At 72.5% G+C, this 18,259-nt stretch carries 11 protein-coding genes; 2 read left to right on the top strand and 9 right to left on the bottom strand.

What is annotated here, in order from left to right; translation table 11 throughout:
• Window positions 1-62 precede the first annotated feature (62 nt).
• The gene (locus ACZ4WS_RS01715) at window positions 63-728 is read left to right on the top strand and encodes an SDR family NAD(P)-dependent oxidoreductase (protein ID WP_467976195.1); all 666 of its coding nucleotides are present in this window, start codon (window positions 63-65) and stop codon (window positions 726-728) included.
• Window positions 729-987: 259 nt separating this feature from the next.
• Here ACZ4WS_RS01715 and ACZ4WS_RS01720 read toward each other — a convergent pair whose 3' ends face one another.
• Together ACZ4WS_RS01720 and ACZ4WS_RS01725 are read right to left on the bottom strand one after the other, a co-directional pair.
• Window positions 988-5,361, bottom strand: coding sequence for a tetratricopeptide repeat protein (locus ACZ4WS_RS01720; RefSeq protein WP_467976196.1), 4,374 nt, complete (start codon window positions 5,359-5,361; stop codon window positions 988-990).
• Window positions 5,362-5,365: 4 nt separating this feature from the next.
• The gene (locus ACZ4WS_RS01725; RefSeq protein ID WP_467976198.1) at window positions 5,366-5,695 is read right to left on the bottom strand and encodes a CU044_2847 family protein; all 330 of its coding nucleotides are present in this window, start codon (window positions 5,693-5,695) and stop codon (window positions 5,366-5,368) included.
• Between the two features lie 140 nt (window positions 5,696-5,835).
• Here ACZ4WS_RS01725 and ACZ4WS_RS01730 point away from each other — a divergent pair, with 140 nt between their 5' ends.
• Window positions 5,836-6,807, top strand: coding sequence for a hypothetical protein (locus ACZ4WS_RS01730; protein WP_467976199.1), 972 nt, complete (start codon window positions 5,836-5,838; stop codon window positions 6,805-6,807).
• Here ACZ4WS_RS01730 and ACZ4WS_RS01735 read toward each other — a convergent pair.
• The 7 genes from ACZ4WS_RS01735 to ACZ4WS_RS01765 are packed head-to-tail and all read right to left on the bottom strand — an operon-like array spanning window position 6,782 to window position 18,243.
• A complete protein-coding gene (locus ACZ4WS_RS01735; RefSeq protein WP_467976200.1) occupies window positions 6,782-9,415 on the bottom strand; it encodes an AAA family ATPase in 2,634 nt (877 codons plus the stop codon). The genes ACZ4WS_RS01730 and ACZ4WS_RS01735 overlap by 26 nt on opposite strands.
• Window positions 9,412-10,830 (bottom strand): hypothetical protein, encoded by a 1,419-nt coding sequence (locus ACZ4WS_RS01740; RefSeq protein ID WP_467976202.1) that lies wholly within the window; start codon window positions 10,828-10,830, stop codon window positions 9,412-9,414. The genes ACZ4WS_RS01735 and ACZ4WS_RS01740 overlap by 4 nt, the downstream gene beginning before the upstream one ends.
• Window positions 10,820-11,479, bottom strand: coding sequence for a 4Fe-4S single cluster domain-containing protein (locus tag ACZ4WS_RS01745; RefSeq protein WP_467976203.1), 660 nt, complete (start codon window positions 11,477-11,479; stop codon window positions 10,820-10,822). The genes ACZ4WS_RS01740 and ACZ4WS_RS01745 overlap by 11 nt, the downstream gene beginning before the upstream one ends.
• A complete protein-coding gene (locus tag ACZ4WS_RS01750; RefSeq protein WP_467977130.1) occupies window positions 11,476-13,068 on the bottom strand; it encodes a vWA domain-containing protein in 1,593 nt (530 codons plus the stop codon). Before ACZ4WS_RS01750 ends, ACZ4WS_RS01745 begins: the two co-directional genes overlap by 4 nt.
• Window positions 13,068-14,441, bottom strand: coding sequence for a hypothetical protein (locus ACZ4WS_RS01755; protein ID WP_467976205.1), 1,374 nt, complete (start codon window positions 14,439-14,441; stop codon window positions 13,068-13,070). Before ACZ4WS_RS01755 ends, ACZ4WS_RS01750 begins: the two co-directional genes overlap by 1 nt.
• Window positions 14,399-17,011 (bottom strand): hypothetical protein, encoded by a 2,613-nt coding sequence (locus ACZ4WS_RS01760; protein ID WP_467976206.1) that lies wholly within the window; start codon window positions 17,009-17,011, stop codon window positions 14,399-14,401. The genes ACZ4WS_RS01755 and ACZ4WS_RS01760 overlap by 43 nt, the downstream gene beginning before the upstream one ends.
• The gene (locus tag ACZ4WS_RS01765; RefSeq protein WP_467976207.1) at window positions 17,008-18,243 is read right to left on the bottom strand and encodes a hypothetical protein; all 1,236 of its coding nucleotides are present in this window, start codon (window positions 18,241-18,243) and stop codon (window positions 17,008-17,010) included. Before ACZ4WS_RS01765 ends, ACZ4WS_RS01760 begins: the two co-directional genes overlap by 4 nt.
• Window positions 18,244-18,259 lie beyond the last annotated feature (16 nt).

An 18,259-nucleotide genomic window follows, 5' to 3' on the forward strand; every position in this document is an offset into this window, starting at 1 on the left:
CACCCGCCGGACCACCCCAAGGCCACCCGCCGGCCGCCCCAGGGCCTTTCAAAGGAAGAGTCATGACCACTATCGCCGTCATCGGAGCAGGACCCGGTCTCGGAGCCGCCGTCGCACGGCGCTTCGGCCGTGAGGGCCACGACGTGGCCCTCATCTCCCGCAACCAGGACCGCACCGAGGCCCTCGCCGCCGAACTGGCCGACGAGGGCATCACCGCGCGCGGCTTCGCCTCCGACGTCCGCGACCCGAAAGCCCTCACGGCTGCCCTCGACGCCGCGACCGCCACCCTCGGCCCGATCGAAATCCTGCAGTACAGCCCCGTCCCGCACCGGGACTTCATGCGCCCCGTACTGGAGACGACCGCCGCCGACCTCGCGGGCCCGATCGAATTCTCCGTCTACGGCCCGGTCGTCGCCGTACAGCAGGTACTGCCCGACATGCGCTCCCTGGGGCGCGGGACGATCCTCCTCGTCAACGGCGGCACCGCGGCGGTCCCCCACCCCGAGCGCGCCGGCACCTCCATCGCGTTCGCCGCCGAAAGTGCCTACGGTCATCTGCTGCACGACACCCTCGCCGCCGACAACATCCACGTCGCGCAGCTCATCATTCCCGGTGCGATCACTCCCGGGCACCCGAGGAAGGACCCCGCGGCACTCGCCGACATCCTGTGGAGCATCCACCAGGACCGGCACGGCTACCGGCACTATGCCGACGACCTCGACTCCTGAGGGACCACGTCCCCTTCACCCATGAATCCGAAGGACCGTCAGTACTGGTGCTCCGCCGAGGACTTCGACTTCGAGCCGTCCCCGGCGCCCAAGTCCCCAGCAGAACAGTGACACTGACGGTCCTTCAGAACTCCAGTCAGAACTCCCTCTCGACGCACGCCGACCAGTACTGGCACCTGTGGCGCTTCGTCGCCGCGACCAGGAGCCGGCGGATCGTCAACAGCCGGTCCGGCCTTTCGTCGAGGCGACCGTGCAGCGATCACCTGCGACGGGCTTCGGCCAGGCCGTACCAGTAACGGGCCTCGTCGTCGTCGCCCTCGGCCGATGCCACGTCTCCCAGCAGAGAGAGCACGACCGCCGGAAGGGGATGCGGATCAGGGGCCGTTGGCTCGGGATCGGCGGGCGGGGCAGCCGGGCCCGGGAGGGGACCGGCCCCGTCCAGGGCTTCCGCCATATCCATGTCCATGTCTTCCTCGGCCAGCGCTGGAGCGTAGACCTCCCGGGCGCGCTCCCGCTGCCCCATGCTGACCAGCAGCTCGGCGAAGAAGTAGCGCGCCGTGGACTCGGTGTCGGGGTCGCCGCACTCGATGGCCTGCTCGAACCAGGGATACGCCTGTTCCGCCCTGCCGTCCGCCGCCAGCACCTGCCCCAGGAGGAGCAATGCCTGCGGCCGGTGTTCGACGTCCTCCGAGCGGGCGAGCGGAAGCAGCGCCTCCTCGGCTTCCGCCAGCAGGCGGAGGCGGAAGAGCGTACTGCCGAGGTATCGCCGCGCCAGCGGTTCGACCTCCGGGTCCCCGGTGGCCAGGGCTTCCGTCAGCAACCGCCGGGCTTCTTCGAAGTCGTTGGCGGAACGCCGTACGACACCCAGCAGCGCGCCGGCCCGGGGCGCGGTCTCCGGTGCGCCCACGCCGAGCGCACCCTCCAGGAGTTCTCCGGCGGCCTGCAGTTCACCGACGTCCAGCAGATACTCGCCGGCGCCGAGGTAGGCGACGGCGATCGCCTCGGCGTCCCCCGATCGTTCCACGCCCAGCAGGAGTTCCTCCGCCGCGTCGCGGTCGCCCCGGCGCAGCAGCAGCACGCACAGATAGGCGCGGGCCACCTCGGTGACGTCCGAGGGCTCGTCCTCGACCACGGACCGCAGCAGCTCCCCGGCGTCTTCGGTCTCGTCGTCCTCGATCAGGAATTTCGCCAGCTGGAACCGGGCCATCTGCGCCACGGGCGGTTCGCCGGTCTCGCCCGCCTCGCGCAGGAACCGCAGGCCTTCGTCCCGCCGGCCGTCGTGCACGAGGACCATGCCGAGCAACGTGTTCGCCCAGACCACCGCGGTGGCGTTGTCGGAGTCGGCGACCACCCGCAGCAGACTCTCGGCGCGCGCGAGGTCGTCGTAGTCGGCGAGCATGACGGCCAGGTCGATCCGGGCGATCAGCGCCCACTCGCCGTGGTCGGAGTCGATCGCGACACGGTAGGCCTCCTCGGCCTCCCGCAACCGGCCCTCCCCGGCGAGGAGATCGCCCAGGATGTCGGCGGCGCGCGGCGCCTGCTCGGGGTGACCCGACCCCATCACCTCCGTGAGCAGTTCCCGCGCCCCGGCCGAGCCGCCCTCCCCTGCCGCCAGCACGGCAGCCAGGTTGATCCGGGCGATCTGTGTCCAGTCGCGGTGCCCGAAGGCGATCGCGGCCCGATAGGCCTCCTCCGCCTCACTCGATTCGCCGCCCGCCGCGAGGAGTTCGCCCAGGGCTTCGGCGGCACGCGGCGCCTGCTCGGGATGACCTGACCCCATCACCCCGGTCAGCAGCTCCCGCACCACGTCCAGGCCGCCCTCGCCGTCCACCGGCACGAAGGCGAGGTCGACGCGGGCCGTCGCCGACCAGTCCGGGTGGCCGGAGGCGACCGCGCGGCCCAGCCAGTCCCGGGCGGCCTCGGCCTCCTCCAGAGCGCTGTACCACTCGCCGAGCACGCAGGCCGCCCGCGGTCCCTGGTCGGGGTGCCCCGACTGCTCCACCTCGCGCAACAGGGGCAGGGCCCGTTCGTCGTCGCCCTGTTGCAGCAGCGCGATGGCGAGGGTGACCTGGGCGACCGGGAGCAGCAGCGGATGCCCGGACCGCAGCACGGCCTCCAGCATCTCCTGGGCTTCGGCGTACCTGCCCTGCAGGATGAACAGCTCGCCGAGGCCCGCCTGGGCCTGCGGCACCGCGTGGTATCCCCCGCTGTTCACCGCCGAGCGCAGCAGCTCCTCGGCCCGGTCCAGCTTGCCCTGGTTCGCGTAGAGTCCGCCGAGGTTCGCCCGGGCCAGCGCCGTGATCTGACCCGCGATCGACTCGCCCACCGCCCGGGACAGCGCCCACGGCTGTTCCGCGGGCTCGGACGAGCCGCTGCGGACGGCGTTCGGCCCGGCGCCGGGTTTTCCGGTGTCACGGCCCGAGGTGCGCCCGGTGCGCACTCCGCGCGGGTCGCTGTCGGTGAGCACGCGGACCAGTTGCGTCTGGGCCAGCGTCGCCACCTCGGTGTCACCGGCTGCGAGGACGGCCTCGAGGAGTTGCTCGGCCTGTTCCGTCTTGCCCTGGGCCGCCAGCACCCGGGCGAGGCCGACCTGGGCCATCTGCGACACCTGCGGATCCCGGGAGCCGACGGCGGTTTCCAGCAGCCCGCGCGCCCGCGTCCGCTCGCCGGTGACCATGAGCACCCCGGCCAGATCGACCTGGGCCAGCGGGACCACGTCCTCGACGGCCGAGGAGGCCGCGGTGTCCAGCAGCGTCACCGCCTGCTCGAAGTCGCCCTGGTACAGCCGTATCTCACCCAGCATCAGCGAGGCCCAGGCCGAGCTGTCCCGGTCGTCCGCCGTCCGCGCGACCTGCTGGAACATCCGCTCGGCGATACCGGACTCCTCACGGACCAGTGCCACGTACGCGCTCCGGAGCAGTTCCCCGGCCGGCTGCCGCTCGGCGAGGTACTCCCAGGCGAAGGGCGGTACCGCGGCGGACGGGTCGTCGGCCCGGGTGTCCAGGTACTCGGACAGGTAGGGGGACCCGGCGTACACGGGCCGGTCGTACGGACCCGAGACCCGGTGGAGCAGCGCGATGCCCCCGGCCACCGGCTCGCGGGCCCAGGCGAGGGCGGTTCGGTACAGCTCCTCGTCGGCGTCGAACTGCGGGTGGTGCGCGGCGACGTAGGCGCGGAAGAGATCCAGCAGCGCGGCCTCGGGCACCGGATCCGTCATGCCCATCCGGTGCCAGTCCGTGGCCGCCTTCACCGCCGCCCAGCCGGCCGGACAGCTCTCCGCGGCGTCGTCGAAGCGCTGCTCCAGGGCCGGAGCGGCGACCATGAGCTCGCCGATTCCGCGGGCGGCGAAGTCCTCCCTGGGATAGAGATCCCGCGCGATGGCGACGTCCCCCGCGCCCAGGAGCGACGGCAGTTCGAGGGTGCGCGCCTTGCCGAGGACGGTACGGGCGACGCGGCCGACGTCGTTCTCCATGCCGGTGAGCGCGGCCCGTTGTTTGGCCGGGATGGTGGCGACGACGGTGACGGCCGGTTGCCTGCGGGCCAGTCGGTCGAGGATCTGCAGGTCAAGGCCGCCGGGCTGGAGGTAGCGGTGCAGGTCGTCCAGCCAGAGCACGGTCGGGTCCTGCCCGGTCGGCAGGTTGAGCCGGCTGAGGTCGTCCAGCACCCGGTGGTCCGGGCTGTCCGGGCGTGGCACGACCAGCCGGGCTCCGGGCAGCGTGCGCCGCAGCGCCTCGTACAGCGTGCGGGACTTGCCGGCCTTGGACCGCCCGGCCAGCAGCACGAACCGCGCGCCGGCCAGGGCGGCGTCCAGCTGCGCGTCCTGCGGATGCCGGGGTACGTAGGGGGCGTTGTCCGGGTGGTCGCTGTACTTGGAGCGGGAGACTCCGATGTCGTGCGGGTCGACGTCGTCGACGCGGGGGATCTCCCCCTGCTCGGTCAGCGGGATCCACAGCAGGGTCTCCAGCCGGTTGCGCAGCTCCTCGGTCGTGGCGTCCCGGACGTACGGGAGGAGCGGGGGCCAGTACCGGGCCAGTGTCTCGACCTTGATCGCGTAGGCCGTGCGCCGGTCGACCTTGGTCACCGAGTCCCGGGCGACCAGCATCCCGACCACGCCCTGGCTGTTCATGTCCCACACCGGAGAGCCGGAGAAGCCCTGTTCGAGCGCCCAGCCGCTGTGCGGGCTCGCCTCCACCTGGAGCCATTCGCTGCCGGCGTGACCGATGATCTCGCCGCGTACCGGAACCCCCTGGCGCGGATGCTCCTTCGGATAGCCGTACGCGCGGAAGCGGTGGTCCCAGGTGCCGGGATCGGTGGTACGCAGCGGCGCGGGCTCGGCCTCGGGGGGCGCCGGGGCGCCGAGTTCGAGGACCGCGACGTCACCGGTGTCGGAGCCGGTCCCCGGGTGCCATCCGTCGGGCACGACGGTGGCGGGTATCGCGCCGTGCTCCTGCGCGTACTGGAACTCGACGAACACCGGCTCCGCGGGCACACCGAGCGCCGTACCCGGCCGCACGACATGGGCACAGGTCAGCACGTGCCGCGGAGTGACCAGCAGGCCCGCGCCGACCGGGTTCTCCCCCCGGGACCGGCGGATGCTCACCAGCCAGGGCGGGCGCTCCCGATCGGCGGACACCGCTTCACTCCCCGGAGCCCTGAGCGGTCCGGCTCCAGTGGAGCTTGACGGCGAAGTGCCCCTCGACGGCCGTCTTCGCGATCACGACGCCCGACTCCGCGTTGAGCTTCATCCCGAACTCGACCTCGTACTCGTCGGGGGCGAGGGTCCGGACCGAGTCGACGACCGACCGGACGGCCGGGCGGATCGCCTCCAGGGCGTCCCCGAGTCGCCGGCCGGCCTGCACCACCCCGCCGGAGTCCCGGGAGATGCGCTCCAGGCCCGGGTCGTCGTCCTCCACTTCGACCAGCAGTGACGACCCGTCAGGGCCGGTGAAACGCACCAACTCGGCCATGAATCCCCCGAACCGACACCGCCGACATTGTTCGTGAAGGATAGTGGCGGGAGCCCCGGCTGCGGGTGGGATTGCGACGATACGCTGACGGCCGGACGGCGCGGGCCCGGGGGCGTCCGCGGTCCGAGGGGGAGGACAGCGTGGACGACACCAGACGAGAGATCGCGGACGTACTGGCCGCCACCGACATCACCGACCAGCAGGCCGCCCTGCGCGTACTGGGCCGTGCCTTCCAATGGGCCGCGGACTCGATAGGCCGCGTGGACGGCGGGGCCAGCGGCAGCAACGCGCTCGCGGCCCTGTACGCGCTGGACGACGCCCTGGAGGACAGCCAGGTCCTGGCCGAGGCGCTGCCGGGACTGCTGGCGGCGGCCCGGCCCGGGGACCGGGTGGGCAGCGGCACCGACGAGCTGATGCGGCGGCTCACGGAGGTGTCCGACCAGGTCGCCGCCGACCGCGCGACCCTGGAGAAACTCGCGGCGACGGAGGAGGCGCTGCACCGGCGGCTGGCAGAGCACGAAGAGCTGCGCAAGCAGGTGGACGAGCTGCGCCGGCTGGAGCGGCTGGTCGTCGCGCTCGACGCGCTGCGGGAACAGCAGGAGGTCATCAGCGAACGGCTGGCGGAACTGCGCGGTCGGGACGCCGGGGTCGACGAGGCGCTCCGGACGAGCAGTGACGCGCTGGTCCGGCTCACGGAGGACCAGCTCTCGATCCTGGCGCCGCAGACGGGTCAGACCCTCGAACGGGCCGCGGCGGCGCAGAGCGCGCTGGCCGCCGCGGAACGCGAGCACCAGGCGAGCACCGCGGAACTCGCCTCGTACCACGACCGGTTGGAGCGCATCCAGGCCGAGCGCGGCGCGCTACTTGCTTCGCTGAGCCGGCACGCACAGGCCGACCGCGAGCTGGCGCGGGCGCTGCGCGACGCCGCCGCAATGGGCGGGGACACGTCCGCCGTCCAGGAGCAGCACGTCACACTGGCGCAGGTGGAGGCCGCCGCCGAGGCCATCGAGCGGCGGCTGCGCGAGGCGGACGAGACTCTCGGCCGGGTCCTTCAGGAGCGTGCGGCGCAGGACACGGAGGGGCGGGTCATGGTCCTGCGTACCGGCGCCTGACCGGCGGATCCGGCGGATCCGGCGGATCCGGCACGTCCTCGGGCAGGAACTCCGGTCGGGTGACCCCTGGTACGTACCGCGCGGCCATCCGGCCTTCCATGCTTCCCAGCAGTCCGCGCACCGTCCGGGCGTTGCCGAAGGCGACCGGATCGGCCCGCCGGGTCGCCTCCAGCCAGCGCGCGGCCCGTTCGGCGACTCCTTCGCCCAGGGTGAAGCGCTCCGCGGCGGCCATCCGGCGCAGGATCTCGACCAGATCCCTGAGGGAGTAGCCCGGAAAAGACACCCGGTCGGTGAACCGCGACGGCATCCCCGAGTTGAAGGACACCAGTTCTTCCATCTCCTTCGGATAGCCGGCGGCGATCACGACAAGGCGGTCCCGGTGGTGTTCCATCTCCCGGAGCAGGGTGTCGACGGCCTCGGCGCCGAAGCCTCCGTGCCCCGAGGTGTCACGGACCAGGCTGTAGGCCTCGTCGATGAACAGGACACCGTCCAGCGCGTCCTGCACCGCCTTGCGCACCAGGGGCGCGGTCTGGCCTATGTAGGAGGCCACCAGGTCGGTGCGGGTCACCTCCACCACATGTCCCTTGCGGAGCAGACCGAGGTCGCGGAACAGCCTCCCGATCAGCCGGGCCACGGTGGTCTTGCCGGTCCCGGGCGGCCCGGTGAACAGCAGGTGGGGCGGATCCAGCGTCCCCTTGTTCAGGTCCTGACGCATCTTCAGCCGGTTGGCCAGGTTCTCCAGCACCTCCCGGACGGGGCCCAGGCCGACGTAGTCGTCGAGTTCGGCCAGCAGGGTGGCGGGGTCGGGTGCGGGCTGGGGCAGATAGCCCCGGTAGCTCTCGGGGATGTCCTCGGGGGTGACCGGTTCCTTCACGTTGCGCCGGACGCGGCCGGCCCACTGCTTGTAGATGCCGTCGGCGAGGGTGCGCATGTCCCGGGCGTTGCCGAAGTTCGCGTCCCTGGTCCGGTGCATCTCCGTGACGGCCTCCCGCAGCCTGTCCGCCGTCCCCGCGGCCAGGAGCAGGCCGCGCTCGGCCAGGCGCCTCAGCAGGATCGCGTGCAGGGTGTCCGGCGGATAGTCGGGGAACTCGAGGATGTTGTCCTGGGCGAACCGGCTCGAGAGCCCCGGGTTGGCCGCCAGGAACTCCTTCATCTTCTCCGGGTATCCGGCCGCGATCACGACCAGTCGGCCCCGGTCGTCCTCCATGCGCTTCAGCAGTGTCTGGATCGCCTCGTTGCCGAACCCGTCCCGCTGGTCGCTGAGTGCGTACGCCTCGTCGATGAACAGCACGCCGTCCAGGGCCCGGTCCACCGCCGCTTCGGTCCGCCCTGCGGTCTGACCGATGTAACCGGCCACGAGGTCCTCGATCTTCACCTCCTCGACATGGCCGCGGCTCAGCAGGCCCAGGTCGCGGTACATCTCGCCGACCAGGCGGGCCACTGTCGTCTTTCCCGTCCCGGGGTTGCCGGTGAACACCAGGTGCGCGGAGGGTGGTTCGGCGCCGGTGCCCCGGCCGATGGCCCGCAGCTCCTCGGCGGTCTCCACCTCGGCCCGCAGCCGTTCGAAGTGCTGCTTGAGCATGTCCAGTCCGGGCATGGAGTCGAGCCGTTCCCAGGGGGTGCGGGCGTCGGCGGTCACCGTGCCGACCCATTGCCGCACCGTTTCGCGGCTCAACGAGCCGCCGCGGCCGGCGAGTTGACCGAGCCGGGCCTGCCAGGTGACGGCCTTGCCGGGATGGGCGGCCATGGCCTTGACGATCGGATCCAGTTCTCGCCAGTCGGCGATCCTCAGACCCTTCCGCAGTCGTACCGCGTGGATCAGCCGTTCCAGCTCGGCGGCCTGGGGATGGCCGATCCGGAAGGTGCCGCCGCGTCCCGGCGTGGAGCGCTGCTCCTGCAGGAAGGTCTCCAGCAACGGGAAGCCCCCGCGCACCTCGACGAACTGCGCCACCGCGTCCAGGGTCGACTTGCGGAAGACCAGGATCCACTGATTGCCGTCGTGGCCCTGGTCGGCCCAGCGCACCATGGCTCCGGCCAGCTGACGCGCGGCCGTCATGTGTTCCAGGATCTCCTCGGCATGCGTGAACACCACGGCGGTACGGTGCTCGGACTGCCGGAGATAGCCGGTGAGCGTCGCCACCCCGAACGGGTCGGAGACACCGGCCGGCGGCGCCGCGGGCGCGCTCCCGCTGCCGCCCGCCGCCGCACCGCCCGGCCGGTCACCGGAGGACTCCGGGGCGGCGCGCGGAGCGAAGTCGCGTACCAGCAGCCCGCCGAGCGGCCCCTGGAGCCGGGAGTGTCTCATCGTCCGGGGGTCCGGCGCGGCGCGGCCTCGGGCCCCGGGGGCGCGGGACAGGTCCCGGGAGGCGTGGTCCCGGAAATAGATCGGATGCTCCAAGGAGCTGAAGACGATCCGCTCGAAGCCCTCGGCCCGCAGCAGCCGCCACAGGGCCTGCTCGACAAAACACACTTGGTAGGCGCTGTCGACGAAGACGTCTCCCACACCCGGGCCGTAGAAGACGGTGAACGGTTCGCCGCTGTGCAGAGCGGCCGGATCGAACCGTTCCATCGTCGGACCGGAGGTGAACGACGCTGCCGCCTCCGTCATCCCGTGGCCGTCCCCGGCTGCCGCCGCTCCTCCGGCTGCGACTGCGCTCCGGCCTGAGGGGCGGACTGCGGATCACGGTGTGCCGGAAGGTTCCTCAGGGCGGGGTCCGGGGTTCCCGGCTCGCTCACAGGTGCCGACGTCCGGTGGCCGTCCGCCGCCAGCGCCTGCTCGATCGCCTCGGCACGGCGCCGCAGATCGGCCTCGGCCGTGACGTCGTGGTCGTACGACAGCACGCGCACCACGCACTGCTCCGAGTCCCGTTCGGCCTGCGAGATGTCCAGCACGATCTCGTTGCCGTTGCTGTGGTCACGGAGCTTGGCGTAGTACGTGCCCCGCGGATCGGCGTCCGCGTACTCGCCGTCGACGAGGTCGTAGTAGGCGTACTCGGTGAGCGTGTGGGCCACGGCGTCGGCCAGGTTCACCCGGATCTGCGAGGCGAGGTGGCGCATGCCCGCCCTTTCCACGGTGCCGCCCAGGGTCCGTTCGAGCCGTGGTGCCTCCTGGTCGTGCAGCTCGCGCAGGTCGTCGGTGCCCGTCCCGTCGTCGCGGGCCCGGGACAGCGCGTCCCCGGTCTCCCGGCGCAGCTCGTCGAGTTCGCCCTCGGACCAGTACACGACGTCGAGTTTGTAGCCCGCCAGGGCCTCGCCGTCCGGGCCGACGACGGGCCGCTGCTCGTTTCCCTTGATCAGGTTGTCGACGCGCACCAGGGCCTCGACGGCCGCCGTCTGGGCCGAGCAGCGCTCCAGTTCGCGCTGCTCGGTGTCCATCCGCAGCTCGCTCAGCGAGTGGTACGTCTCCTGGGCCACGGCGAGGGCGGCGTCGAAGCGGCCCTCCGCCGCGTTCTGTTCCGCGGTGCTCAACCGACTGGTCAGCCGGGCCAGTTCACCGGGCGCGTACCGCTCGTGCGGCAGTGTCTCGGCGATCAGCCCGGCCATCGTGCGGGCATCCGACAGCCAGGTCCGTACCGTCTCCTCGGCACGTGCCCGGTCCGCCTTCATCACGTCGATCTCCTGGGACAGCCGGGACATCTCGGCGCGACGCTCGGCCCGCTCGGCGGCGATCGCCCGCCGTGTCTCCTCCTGCTGCGCGGCCAGTTGCCTGCGGGTGTCCTCCTGGATCCGGCCCGCGGTCTCGTCCAGGGTGCGGTGCAGCTCCCTGGCCTGCTCCTGGAGCCGTCGGGTGGTGTCGGCCTCCAACTGCCGGGTGCGGTCGCTGAGTCCGCGAACCGCCTCCTCGTGGCGCCGCTGCCGCTCCTGAACGGTGGCGAAGGTGCGGTCGATGTCGGCGCGCGTCTGTGCCCGTACGTCGTCGATCAGCCGGGGGAGGTTGCGCTGCACCTCCTTCAGCTGCTGCGCCTTGCGCTGGATGCTGTACCACTCCGACTCGTCGACCTGTATGCGCTTCTTACCGCTCATGGTGCTCTTTCCTTCCTGGGGAGGTACGGGCGCGCACGGCGTCCACCGCGGCGTCGAAGGCGGCAAGCAGTCCCTTCGGCGGTACGCCGATGAGCAGGGCCTCCGGACCGCTGACGGCGATCTCGGCGGTCCGTGGGCGGTGGCCGAAGTCGTAGCCGCAGTCCGCGAGGCGCCGGGTGAGATGGTGGATCCGCTGGTTGGAACTGCCGCGCAGCCCTCGGCCGTCGTCCAGCGGGGCCACGTACAGGCCGTCGATCAGCACGTCGACGGCGGCGAGCAGGGCCGGTACCCCAGGAGACGGCGGCCTGGCGCGCAGCCGTTCCAGGCGGTAACCGGTGAAGCAGATCACGGAGACGTCCCGGGTCTGCCGGGCCAGCCGGACGACCTCGGCCAGCCCGGCCGCCTGCCGCATCGGCTCGCCGCCGGAGAGGGTCAGACCGGTCACCCGGGGATCGGCGAGCAGTTCGGCCGCCAGCTCGTCCGGCTCGGCCCGACGGGCCGGGCGGTCGGGGATCCAGTCCGGCGCCATGCAGCCGACGCAGCGGAAGGGACATCCCTGCACCCACAGCGCGGACCGCACACCGGGTCCCAGTGCCTCGGTGCCGACTTGGGTGGCCGCGACGTTGAGCACGACGGGATCGGCGCTCATCCCGGCCGTCCGGCGCCGACGGCCCGTTGCTCGGGCAGATAGGTGAACGACACGCCGTTGACGACGACTTGGCGGCCGGGTCCGCACGTCGCGTCGCTCTGCCGGGCAGCGGAGCCGTCCGGCGTGTAGCGGATCAGCAGGTCGACCTCGGGCCCACGGTCCGTCGACCGGCGCCGGCCGCGGACCGAGCCGTGCCCGCCCGTGCGCGGGCGCAGCGTCACCCGGCGCCCGGTGAGGGCGATGCGGTCGGGAAGTTCCCCGCCGAACGCCGGGACGAGCAGGAGTTCGCCCCGCAGCCGCGGGCGGTGCGTGCGCCGCCACCACAGCCACCAGACCAGCAGGACCGCTGCCACACCGGCCAGCAGCGCGGGGAGGAAGACGGCCGAGCCCACCGTGGCCCGCAGCGGTAGCGCCGCCCCGGTGACCCGGACCTCGCCCGGCACCTTCAGCCGTATGTCCGGGGCGAGCGCCCGCTCCCACGGCGACGTCACTTGGCCGGACACCCGCAGCGCGGCGTCGGTGTCCTTGACCCGACGGTATGGCAGCGGGCCCGCCGACAGCTTGCCGCTCAGCCGTACGGTGAACGACCGGGACTCGCCCGGATCCAGGGTCAGCCGCGACGGCAGCCCAGCGGCCTTCACGGACGTGCCGCCGACCGAGACGCGCAACTTGCCGACGCTCAACGGCATGTGATGCGCCGTCGACCGGAACGTGACGGACGCCGTGGCGGAGCCGTCCGTGAGATCACGCCGACGGCTGTCGGACCAGGACGCGGTGATCCCCTTCCCGATGTCACCGGCCAGCAGGAGCTGCGCCTTGCGGGCCCGGGTGCGGTCCCCGGCTCGCTCCAGGTACGAGCTCAAGTCCTGGATGCTGTCCGGACGCAGCGTGGTGGTGTCGTCGACGACGTCCCCGAGCAGCTCGGCGCCCGTCGCTCCGCTTCCCAACGGCAGTGCGTATCCGGCCAGTTCGGTCCGCTCGGCGACGGCCTTTGCCCGCTTGTGCAGGGCGGTCCAGGCGGCACCGGTCGACTTCGGGTACCGGGAGCCCTCGGGCGGATGGTGTTCGCCGTCGGTGAGCAGCACCACCGAGGCCACCTCGGAGGCGTCGTCGCGTTCGAGCTCGCTCACCGCGCTGTCCAGTGCCGCCCCGATGTCGGTCTCGCCCGCGGGGTCGGGGGAGTCGGGCAGCCGGGCCATGATCGCGTCGGGGTCCCCGGCCGAGCCGATGTAGCGCGGCTCCGGAGTGGAGTCGAAGGTGATGAGCGCGACATGGTCCTTGGGTGAGAGGCCGCCGAGGAACGGGCGCAGGGTAGAGCGGACGGTGTCGTACTTGCCGTCCGCCGCCATCGAGCCCGAGGTGTCCACCAGCACGACATAGTCGGCAGGCTGGTCGCTCAGCCCGAGCGCCCGGTATATCTCGGCGCGGGAGGGGTCCGTGGCGGCGGACGCCCCGGTGGCGGCGACCGGCGAGACGGCCAGCACGGCCGCGGTCACCAGAGCGGCCCAGCCGCGCACGACGGCGCGTCGGGCGCGCCCGGTGGCCGGGCCCTCGCGTCGGGGCAGGATCGGACCACCAGTGGATCGCATCACGAACGGGCTCCCTCGATGTCGGTCGGCAGGACGCCGAGCGGGTATTCACTGGGCGTCCCGGGGCCCAGCGGGTGCAGAACGAGACTGGCCGTCCCGTCGACGGCGATGCGTACGCCGACGTGGAAGCGCGCCCCCTCGGCACTCGGGGGGAGCACCGGGGTGCCGGCCGGCGTCGCCGCACCGCCCCCGGCGTCGCGCACCTGTATCCGGACCGGTCGCGCACTCGTCGCACCGGCCGGTCCGGTCCGTACCCGGACGCGTTGTCCGCCGGTTTCCGCGAAGACCGTCGCGCCGCCCGGTTCCAGCGTTCCGGCGGGGCTGATGAGCAGCTCCTGCGCCCGGGGCTCGCCGGCCACGGTCCGGTGGGTGGCCACGCACACGGCGTACGGATAGCGGTCGGCGGGGTCGACCTGCCCGGCGGCGACGAGCGCGGCGCCGAACGCGGCCGCGACAGCCGGGTCCACGCCGCCGGGCAGCACGGCCGGCGTTCCGTGGCGGCCGGTCAGATGACGCAGCAGCGGGCCGAGCCGCGCCAGCCCGCCGACCAAGACCACGGAAGGGAGCGGCTGGTCGCCCCGTGCCTCGTCCACCGCGTGGTCGATTCCGGCGACGAGCCGTGCGAGCGCCTGACGCACCACGCCCACCGTGACGTCCCGTCCGGCCACTTGGTGCACCACGGTGTCCTCGTACCGCCCCGGACGGCGTTCGGCGCCCTCGAGGGCGATGTCGAGCCGCTGTCCGGCACCCTCCTGGGCCCTGGCCCCGGCCAGGGCCCGCAGCCCCGCCTCGTCGTCCGGCAGCCCGGCGCCGGCCAGCAGCGCCGCGTCGAATCCGGCACCGTAGCCGTCGGCGGGCGCGTACCCGGCGGAGCCGGTCACCGCCACCGAACCGGCGGCGAGGGCGCACACCGACACCTCGGCCGCCGTGCCGCCGAGATCGCACACCGCGTAGCGGTCCGCCGTCGCCGTGCCGGCGTGCCGCAGCAGCGCCAGGACGGCGTGCGGGGTGCTCAGGGCACGCAGCCGCGGCATCGGATCCGTGCCGTGGAGGGCGGTCAGTACGTCGGCCGCCCGGCGCGCGTGCTCGGCCCGGTCCCGCTGCGGGACGACCAGCACCACGTGTTCGGGCGTGCCGCAGTGCTCGCGGTACGCGGCGTACGCGGCCCGCAGCGCGGCACCGCGGTGGAGGCCCGCGTCTCCCGGTGTGGGCAGGCCCTCCCCCGGTACCGTGCCGGGCAGCCCGACCAGGGTCGGTGTTCCGTCCGCGCCCACCCGGGCGATACGGGTGAAGCGGGCGCCGACGTCGATGGCGATCACGTTGGCCTTCGTCATCCCCAGCCCTGCCACCAGTCGGGCTTGTGGGGGTGCCATGCGAACCGCTTCCTCTTCTGCTCCTCCTGAGGTCGCGCGGCCGACGGTGGCGGTAACGAGGCGGACTGCGGCGGCGGCCCGGTCGGCTGAGGCAGTGGAGCGCTCGGCTGCGGTAGCGGAGCACTCTGCTGCGGCCGCGCGGCGGTGGGGGTCCGGGGCGCGGCGCCCAGAGCTGTCAGGAACTGGTGATGGCGGGCCGCTTCGGCGCGGCTGTACTGGGCCAGGTACGCGCACATCCCCCTGGCCCGCTCGATGCGGCCGAGCCTCGCGTACAAGTCCGCGCCCAGCCCGGGCACCAGGTCGTCCACAGCGGCGGCGAGAAAGTACCCGTCCGCCGGGGCGAACGCCAGCAGCCATTCGATGATCTCGTCCAGCAACTGCGGGGAGAATCCGCTGTAGTGAGAGGCGTCCGCGATGATCCGGGCCAGTTGCTCGTACCGCACGCCTGCGCGTGCCGCGTTCCGGAAGTCCCGGACCGGGCGCAGCCAGCCGAGGTGCTCCCGGCGGCTCAGGTCCGCCACCAGATCGTCCGAGAGCGCGAGGCCGAGCCAGAGACTGTAGTTGTCGGTGAGCCGCCGGTCGACACCCTCGCGCACGAGGGGCTCGGCGCTGGGCCGTTGCTTCGTCAGCAGGCACAGGACCTGCCAGGAGTTCCCGTCCGGTGTCTCGCCGAGCAGCGCCTCGACCGTGAGCCGTTTCAGCTCGTCGTCGGTCTCGATCCGGCGGATCACGGCGGCCGCGTAGGCGTCGAGTGCGCCCTCGTCGGTGATCTGCCGCAGCCGTGGCATCGACATCGGGATCCGGGATCCGTTCGCGTCCGGGATCAGCGCCCGCAGCAGATCGGCGTCGGCGGCGGTGCCGGGTGTGAGACCCGGTCCGCCGGGCGGAGCAAGCCTGTCCAGTGCGGGCAACAGGTGGGTCTGCCCCTCCCGGCTCCGTGCGCGCTCGCGCAGGAGGGACCACATCAAGCCGATCACCGCCGGCCGGCCCGCGTCCTCGGCGATGTCCAGAGCGATCAGCCAGGCATCGTCGCCGGCACCGGTGAACTCCGCGGCATCGTAGGCGGTCGCCTGCTCCGGAGCGGTCCTGCCGATGAGGACCTCGGCGAACCGCAGCCAGCCGGTGATGCCGCCGGCCGCGACGCGCAGCGCCCGCGAGGCCAGCCGGCCGATCGGCGCCAGGTCACGGCTGTCGGTCCGCAGCAGCAGGCGGAGCCATTCGAGCCCCGCCTCACGGGACCGGATGAGGAAGCTGTCGGCCGTCTCCGTGTTGCGGCCGAACTCGTTCTCCACCATGTAGATGAGGGTTCCGGTCCAGCCGGGATCCTGGTCCGGGGCCCCCACCAGGGCGGTGAACAGTTCCTCGAACGCGCCGGGATGGTCTGCCTCCACGGCGTTCATCAGGCTCAGGTAGCCCTTCGCGCGCGCGAAGGAGTCCTGCCGCGATTCGGTCAGGACGACGTCCTGGGCCAGCAGTTGTGGTGTCAGCGGACTCCAGTGCTGCCGCAGCACCGACTCGGCCGGGCTGCCGCCGGGTGCGAGCGCGCGCCGGGCCAGGAAGGGCACGAGCACCCGCAGCCGGGGCTCGCCCAGGCTGTGCACCGGATACCGCTCCAGCACCCGCTGCACGTCGCGCAGTTCACCGCGGCCCTGCCCGATCTCCTCGATCACCGAGTCCAGCAGGTCGGCCTCGCGCAGCACGCGGAGCGCCTCGGCGGGGTTCTCGGCCGGGATGACGGCGGTGGCGGCCAGCAGATGGCCGATCAGCTCGGTGGTCGACTGGCGCTTCGCCCGGAGCCTGAGCAGTTCGTTCAGGTAGCTGCGGGCCATGGCGCCCTGGGGTTCGGGCGGGCTGCCGGTCCCCAGCCAGACGTCCAACTGCCCGGTCCGCGCGGTGGGTGCGAAGATCAGCCGCAGGGTGTGTTCGGACTGGCCGGTCCAGGTCGCGCCGCTCAGCCAGGCGCGGCACCCGTACGGCAGGAGCGAGCAGACCGCGTCGAGGATGCGTACGCGTTCGGCGACGTCGGGGAGGGCCGCGCCGGGTGGCGCAGTGATCGCCACCTTCTGGTTGTCGAGCAGCAGGGCGGCGACGCGGGCGGTCCATTCGAAGCCCAGCAGGTCGGCCGTGGCGGCGAGATCGGCAGCCGGCGTCCGCGGCACCGTGAGGCCCACTCCCGTCCCGGAGGCGGGCAGTTGCTCGCGAGGCAGGACCTGGTCCAGCGCGGACCAGGTCAGCCCGGCGGCGCTGGCCTCGGGCCACTCCAACAGGAGCAGCCGCCAGGCGTAACTGGGGGCGCCGGTCCCGTCGGCGCTGCCGTCCCAGGTGGTCTCGACGGCCGCGCAGACCGGGGTGGGGTCGTTGCGCACGCTGCCGAGGAAGACACGCCAGGGAAGGCTCTCCGCGGGGTCGCGGTTGTCGGGGACTCCGGTGGTGGCGCCCCAGAGGTAGAGCTTGGCCCGGTCCGTCGGCAGGCTGCCGTCGAGGACCTCGTATCCCATGACCCGCCCCGGATGCTTGCCCAGGACCGCCCAGTCGGCGGTCAACCGCACCGCACCGAGGCCGTCGTTCACCGCCGCCATCCCTTGCGCACACCGTGTCCGGTACGGATCCTGCGCTCCAGGTCCGTCAGCGGCTCCAGGACGTTGATCGGCTCGGGGGAGGTGCAGATCCGGGGCGATCCGTCGACCGTCTCCACATTGGCGTAGTTGCGGTAGTCGAATATGTGCTGCGGATTCAGCCGGAACCCGATGGCGGACGTCGCGTAGTAGGAAATGCGGTCGGGGTGGAAGAAGTTCGCCAGTCCGTCGCGCACCAGCCGGGCGGTGGATCCGCGGAACTCGTCGCACATCCACTGGAAGAAACGCGCGCCGTGCTGCTCGGGGACGCGCGGCAACTGCGACCCCACGGAGTCCTGCGTGACCCATCCCGCCTCCACGGCGGGCTGGAAGACATGGGGGTGGTCGAACTTGGCGACGCAGACGGAGACATGGTGCGGCAGCCGGCCCCGGTAGTGCCCGCCGACGTCTCGGATGCGGGTGCTCAGCTCGGTCAGCGTCGAGTAGAAGAAGGTCAGACTCTCGGTCAGTTCCATCGCGTCGCCCAGCGGGTCGAAGAGATAGATCAGCCCCTGGGCCCGGGCGAGTTGGTCGACGATCCGCGCGTGCTCGGGATGGCTTCGGTCGAACACCTCGCCCGACGCGTCCTGGATCTCCAGTACGAAGCTCGATTCACGGGACCGGTTCCGCATGAGCCCCGACGCGGGTTCCTCGCCCTGGAACGACCAGCTCATGCCCTGGATACCCATGGTGGCCTGGGGAAAGCTCCGCCGGACCGCCAGCTGCGACACGCTCTCGCTGAGAAAGTTGTTGGCCTCCTGCGTCATGCCGCTGATCACCCAGTTGCCCTGCTGGTACCGCTGGTACTGCATCGCCGCGATCGGCAGTGCGGCCAGATACGTCGTCTTGCCCGATCGCGGCGCGCCCCACAGTCCGATCCGGATGTGCTCCGCGGCGGACTCGTCCGCTTGAGCCAGCTGCGGGATCCGTAGTGGTGCGAGGTTGCCGTCCTGTACCGGAGGCAAGGTCGGCTGGGGCGGGTACCCGGCCTCGACACGCCCGGGGGCCGGGACCGGGGCGGACGGTGGGGCCGGGGGTGGGGCGGCCGGGGCCGAGGGCACCACCACGGGCCCCCACCGGCGCGGGCCGGGCTGCTCCGGTTCGGCGGACGGTGCGGGTTCGCCGGACTGGGGAGCGGCGGAACCGCCGGGCACCTTCTTGTTGGGGTCGTACAACTCTGCGGACATGCGATCTCCTCGTACC

This window comes from Streptomyces sp. NPDC029292, assembly GCF_055569295.1.

Excerpts from the sequence above, each read along its gene's own strand:
- ACZ4WS_RS01715 (WP_467976195.1), top strand. The coding sequence starts at position 63 with ATGACCACTATCGCCGTCATCGGAGCAGGACCCGGTCTCGGAGCCGCC.
- ACZ4WS_RS01725 (WP_467976198.1), bottom strand. The coding sequence starts at position 5,695 with ATGGCCGAGTTGGTGCGTTTCACCGGCCCTGACGGGTCGTCACTGCTG.
- ACZ4WS_RS01735 (WP_467976200.1), bottom strand. The coding sequence starts at position 9,415 with ATGACGGAGGCGGCAGCGTCGTTCACCTCCGGTCCGACGATGGAACGG.
- ACZ4WS_RS01740 (WP_467976202.1), bottom strand. The coding sequence starts at position 10,830 with ATGAGCGGTAAGAAGCGCATACAGGTCGACGAGTCGGAGTGGTACAGC.
- ACZ4WS_RS01745 (WP_467976203.1), bottom strand. The coding sequence starts at position 11,479 with ATGAGCGCCGATCCCGTCGTGCTCAACGTCGCGGCCACCCAAGTCGGC.
- ACZ4WS_RS01750 (WP_467977130.1), bottom strand. The coding sequence starts at position 13,068 with ATGCGATCCACTGGTGGTCCGATCCTGCCCCGACGCGAGGGCCCGGCC.
- ACZ4WS_RS01755 (WP_467976205.1), bottom strand. The coding sequence starts at position 14,441 with ATGGCACCCCCACAAGCCCGACTGGTGGCAGGGCTGGGGATGACGAAG.
- ACZ4WS_RS01765 (WP_467976207.1), bottom strand. The coding sequence starts at position 18,243 with ATGTCCGCAGAGTTGTACGACCCCAACAAGAAGGTGCCCGGCGGTTCC.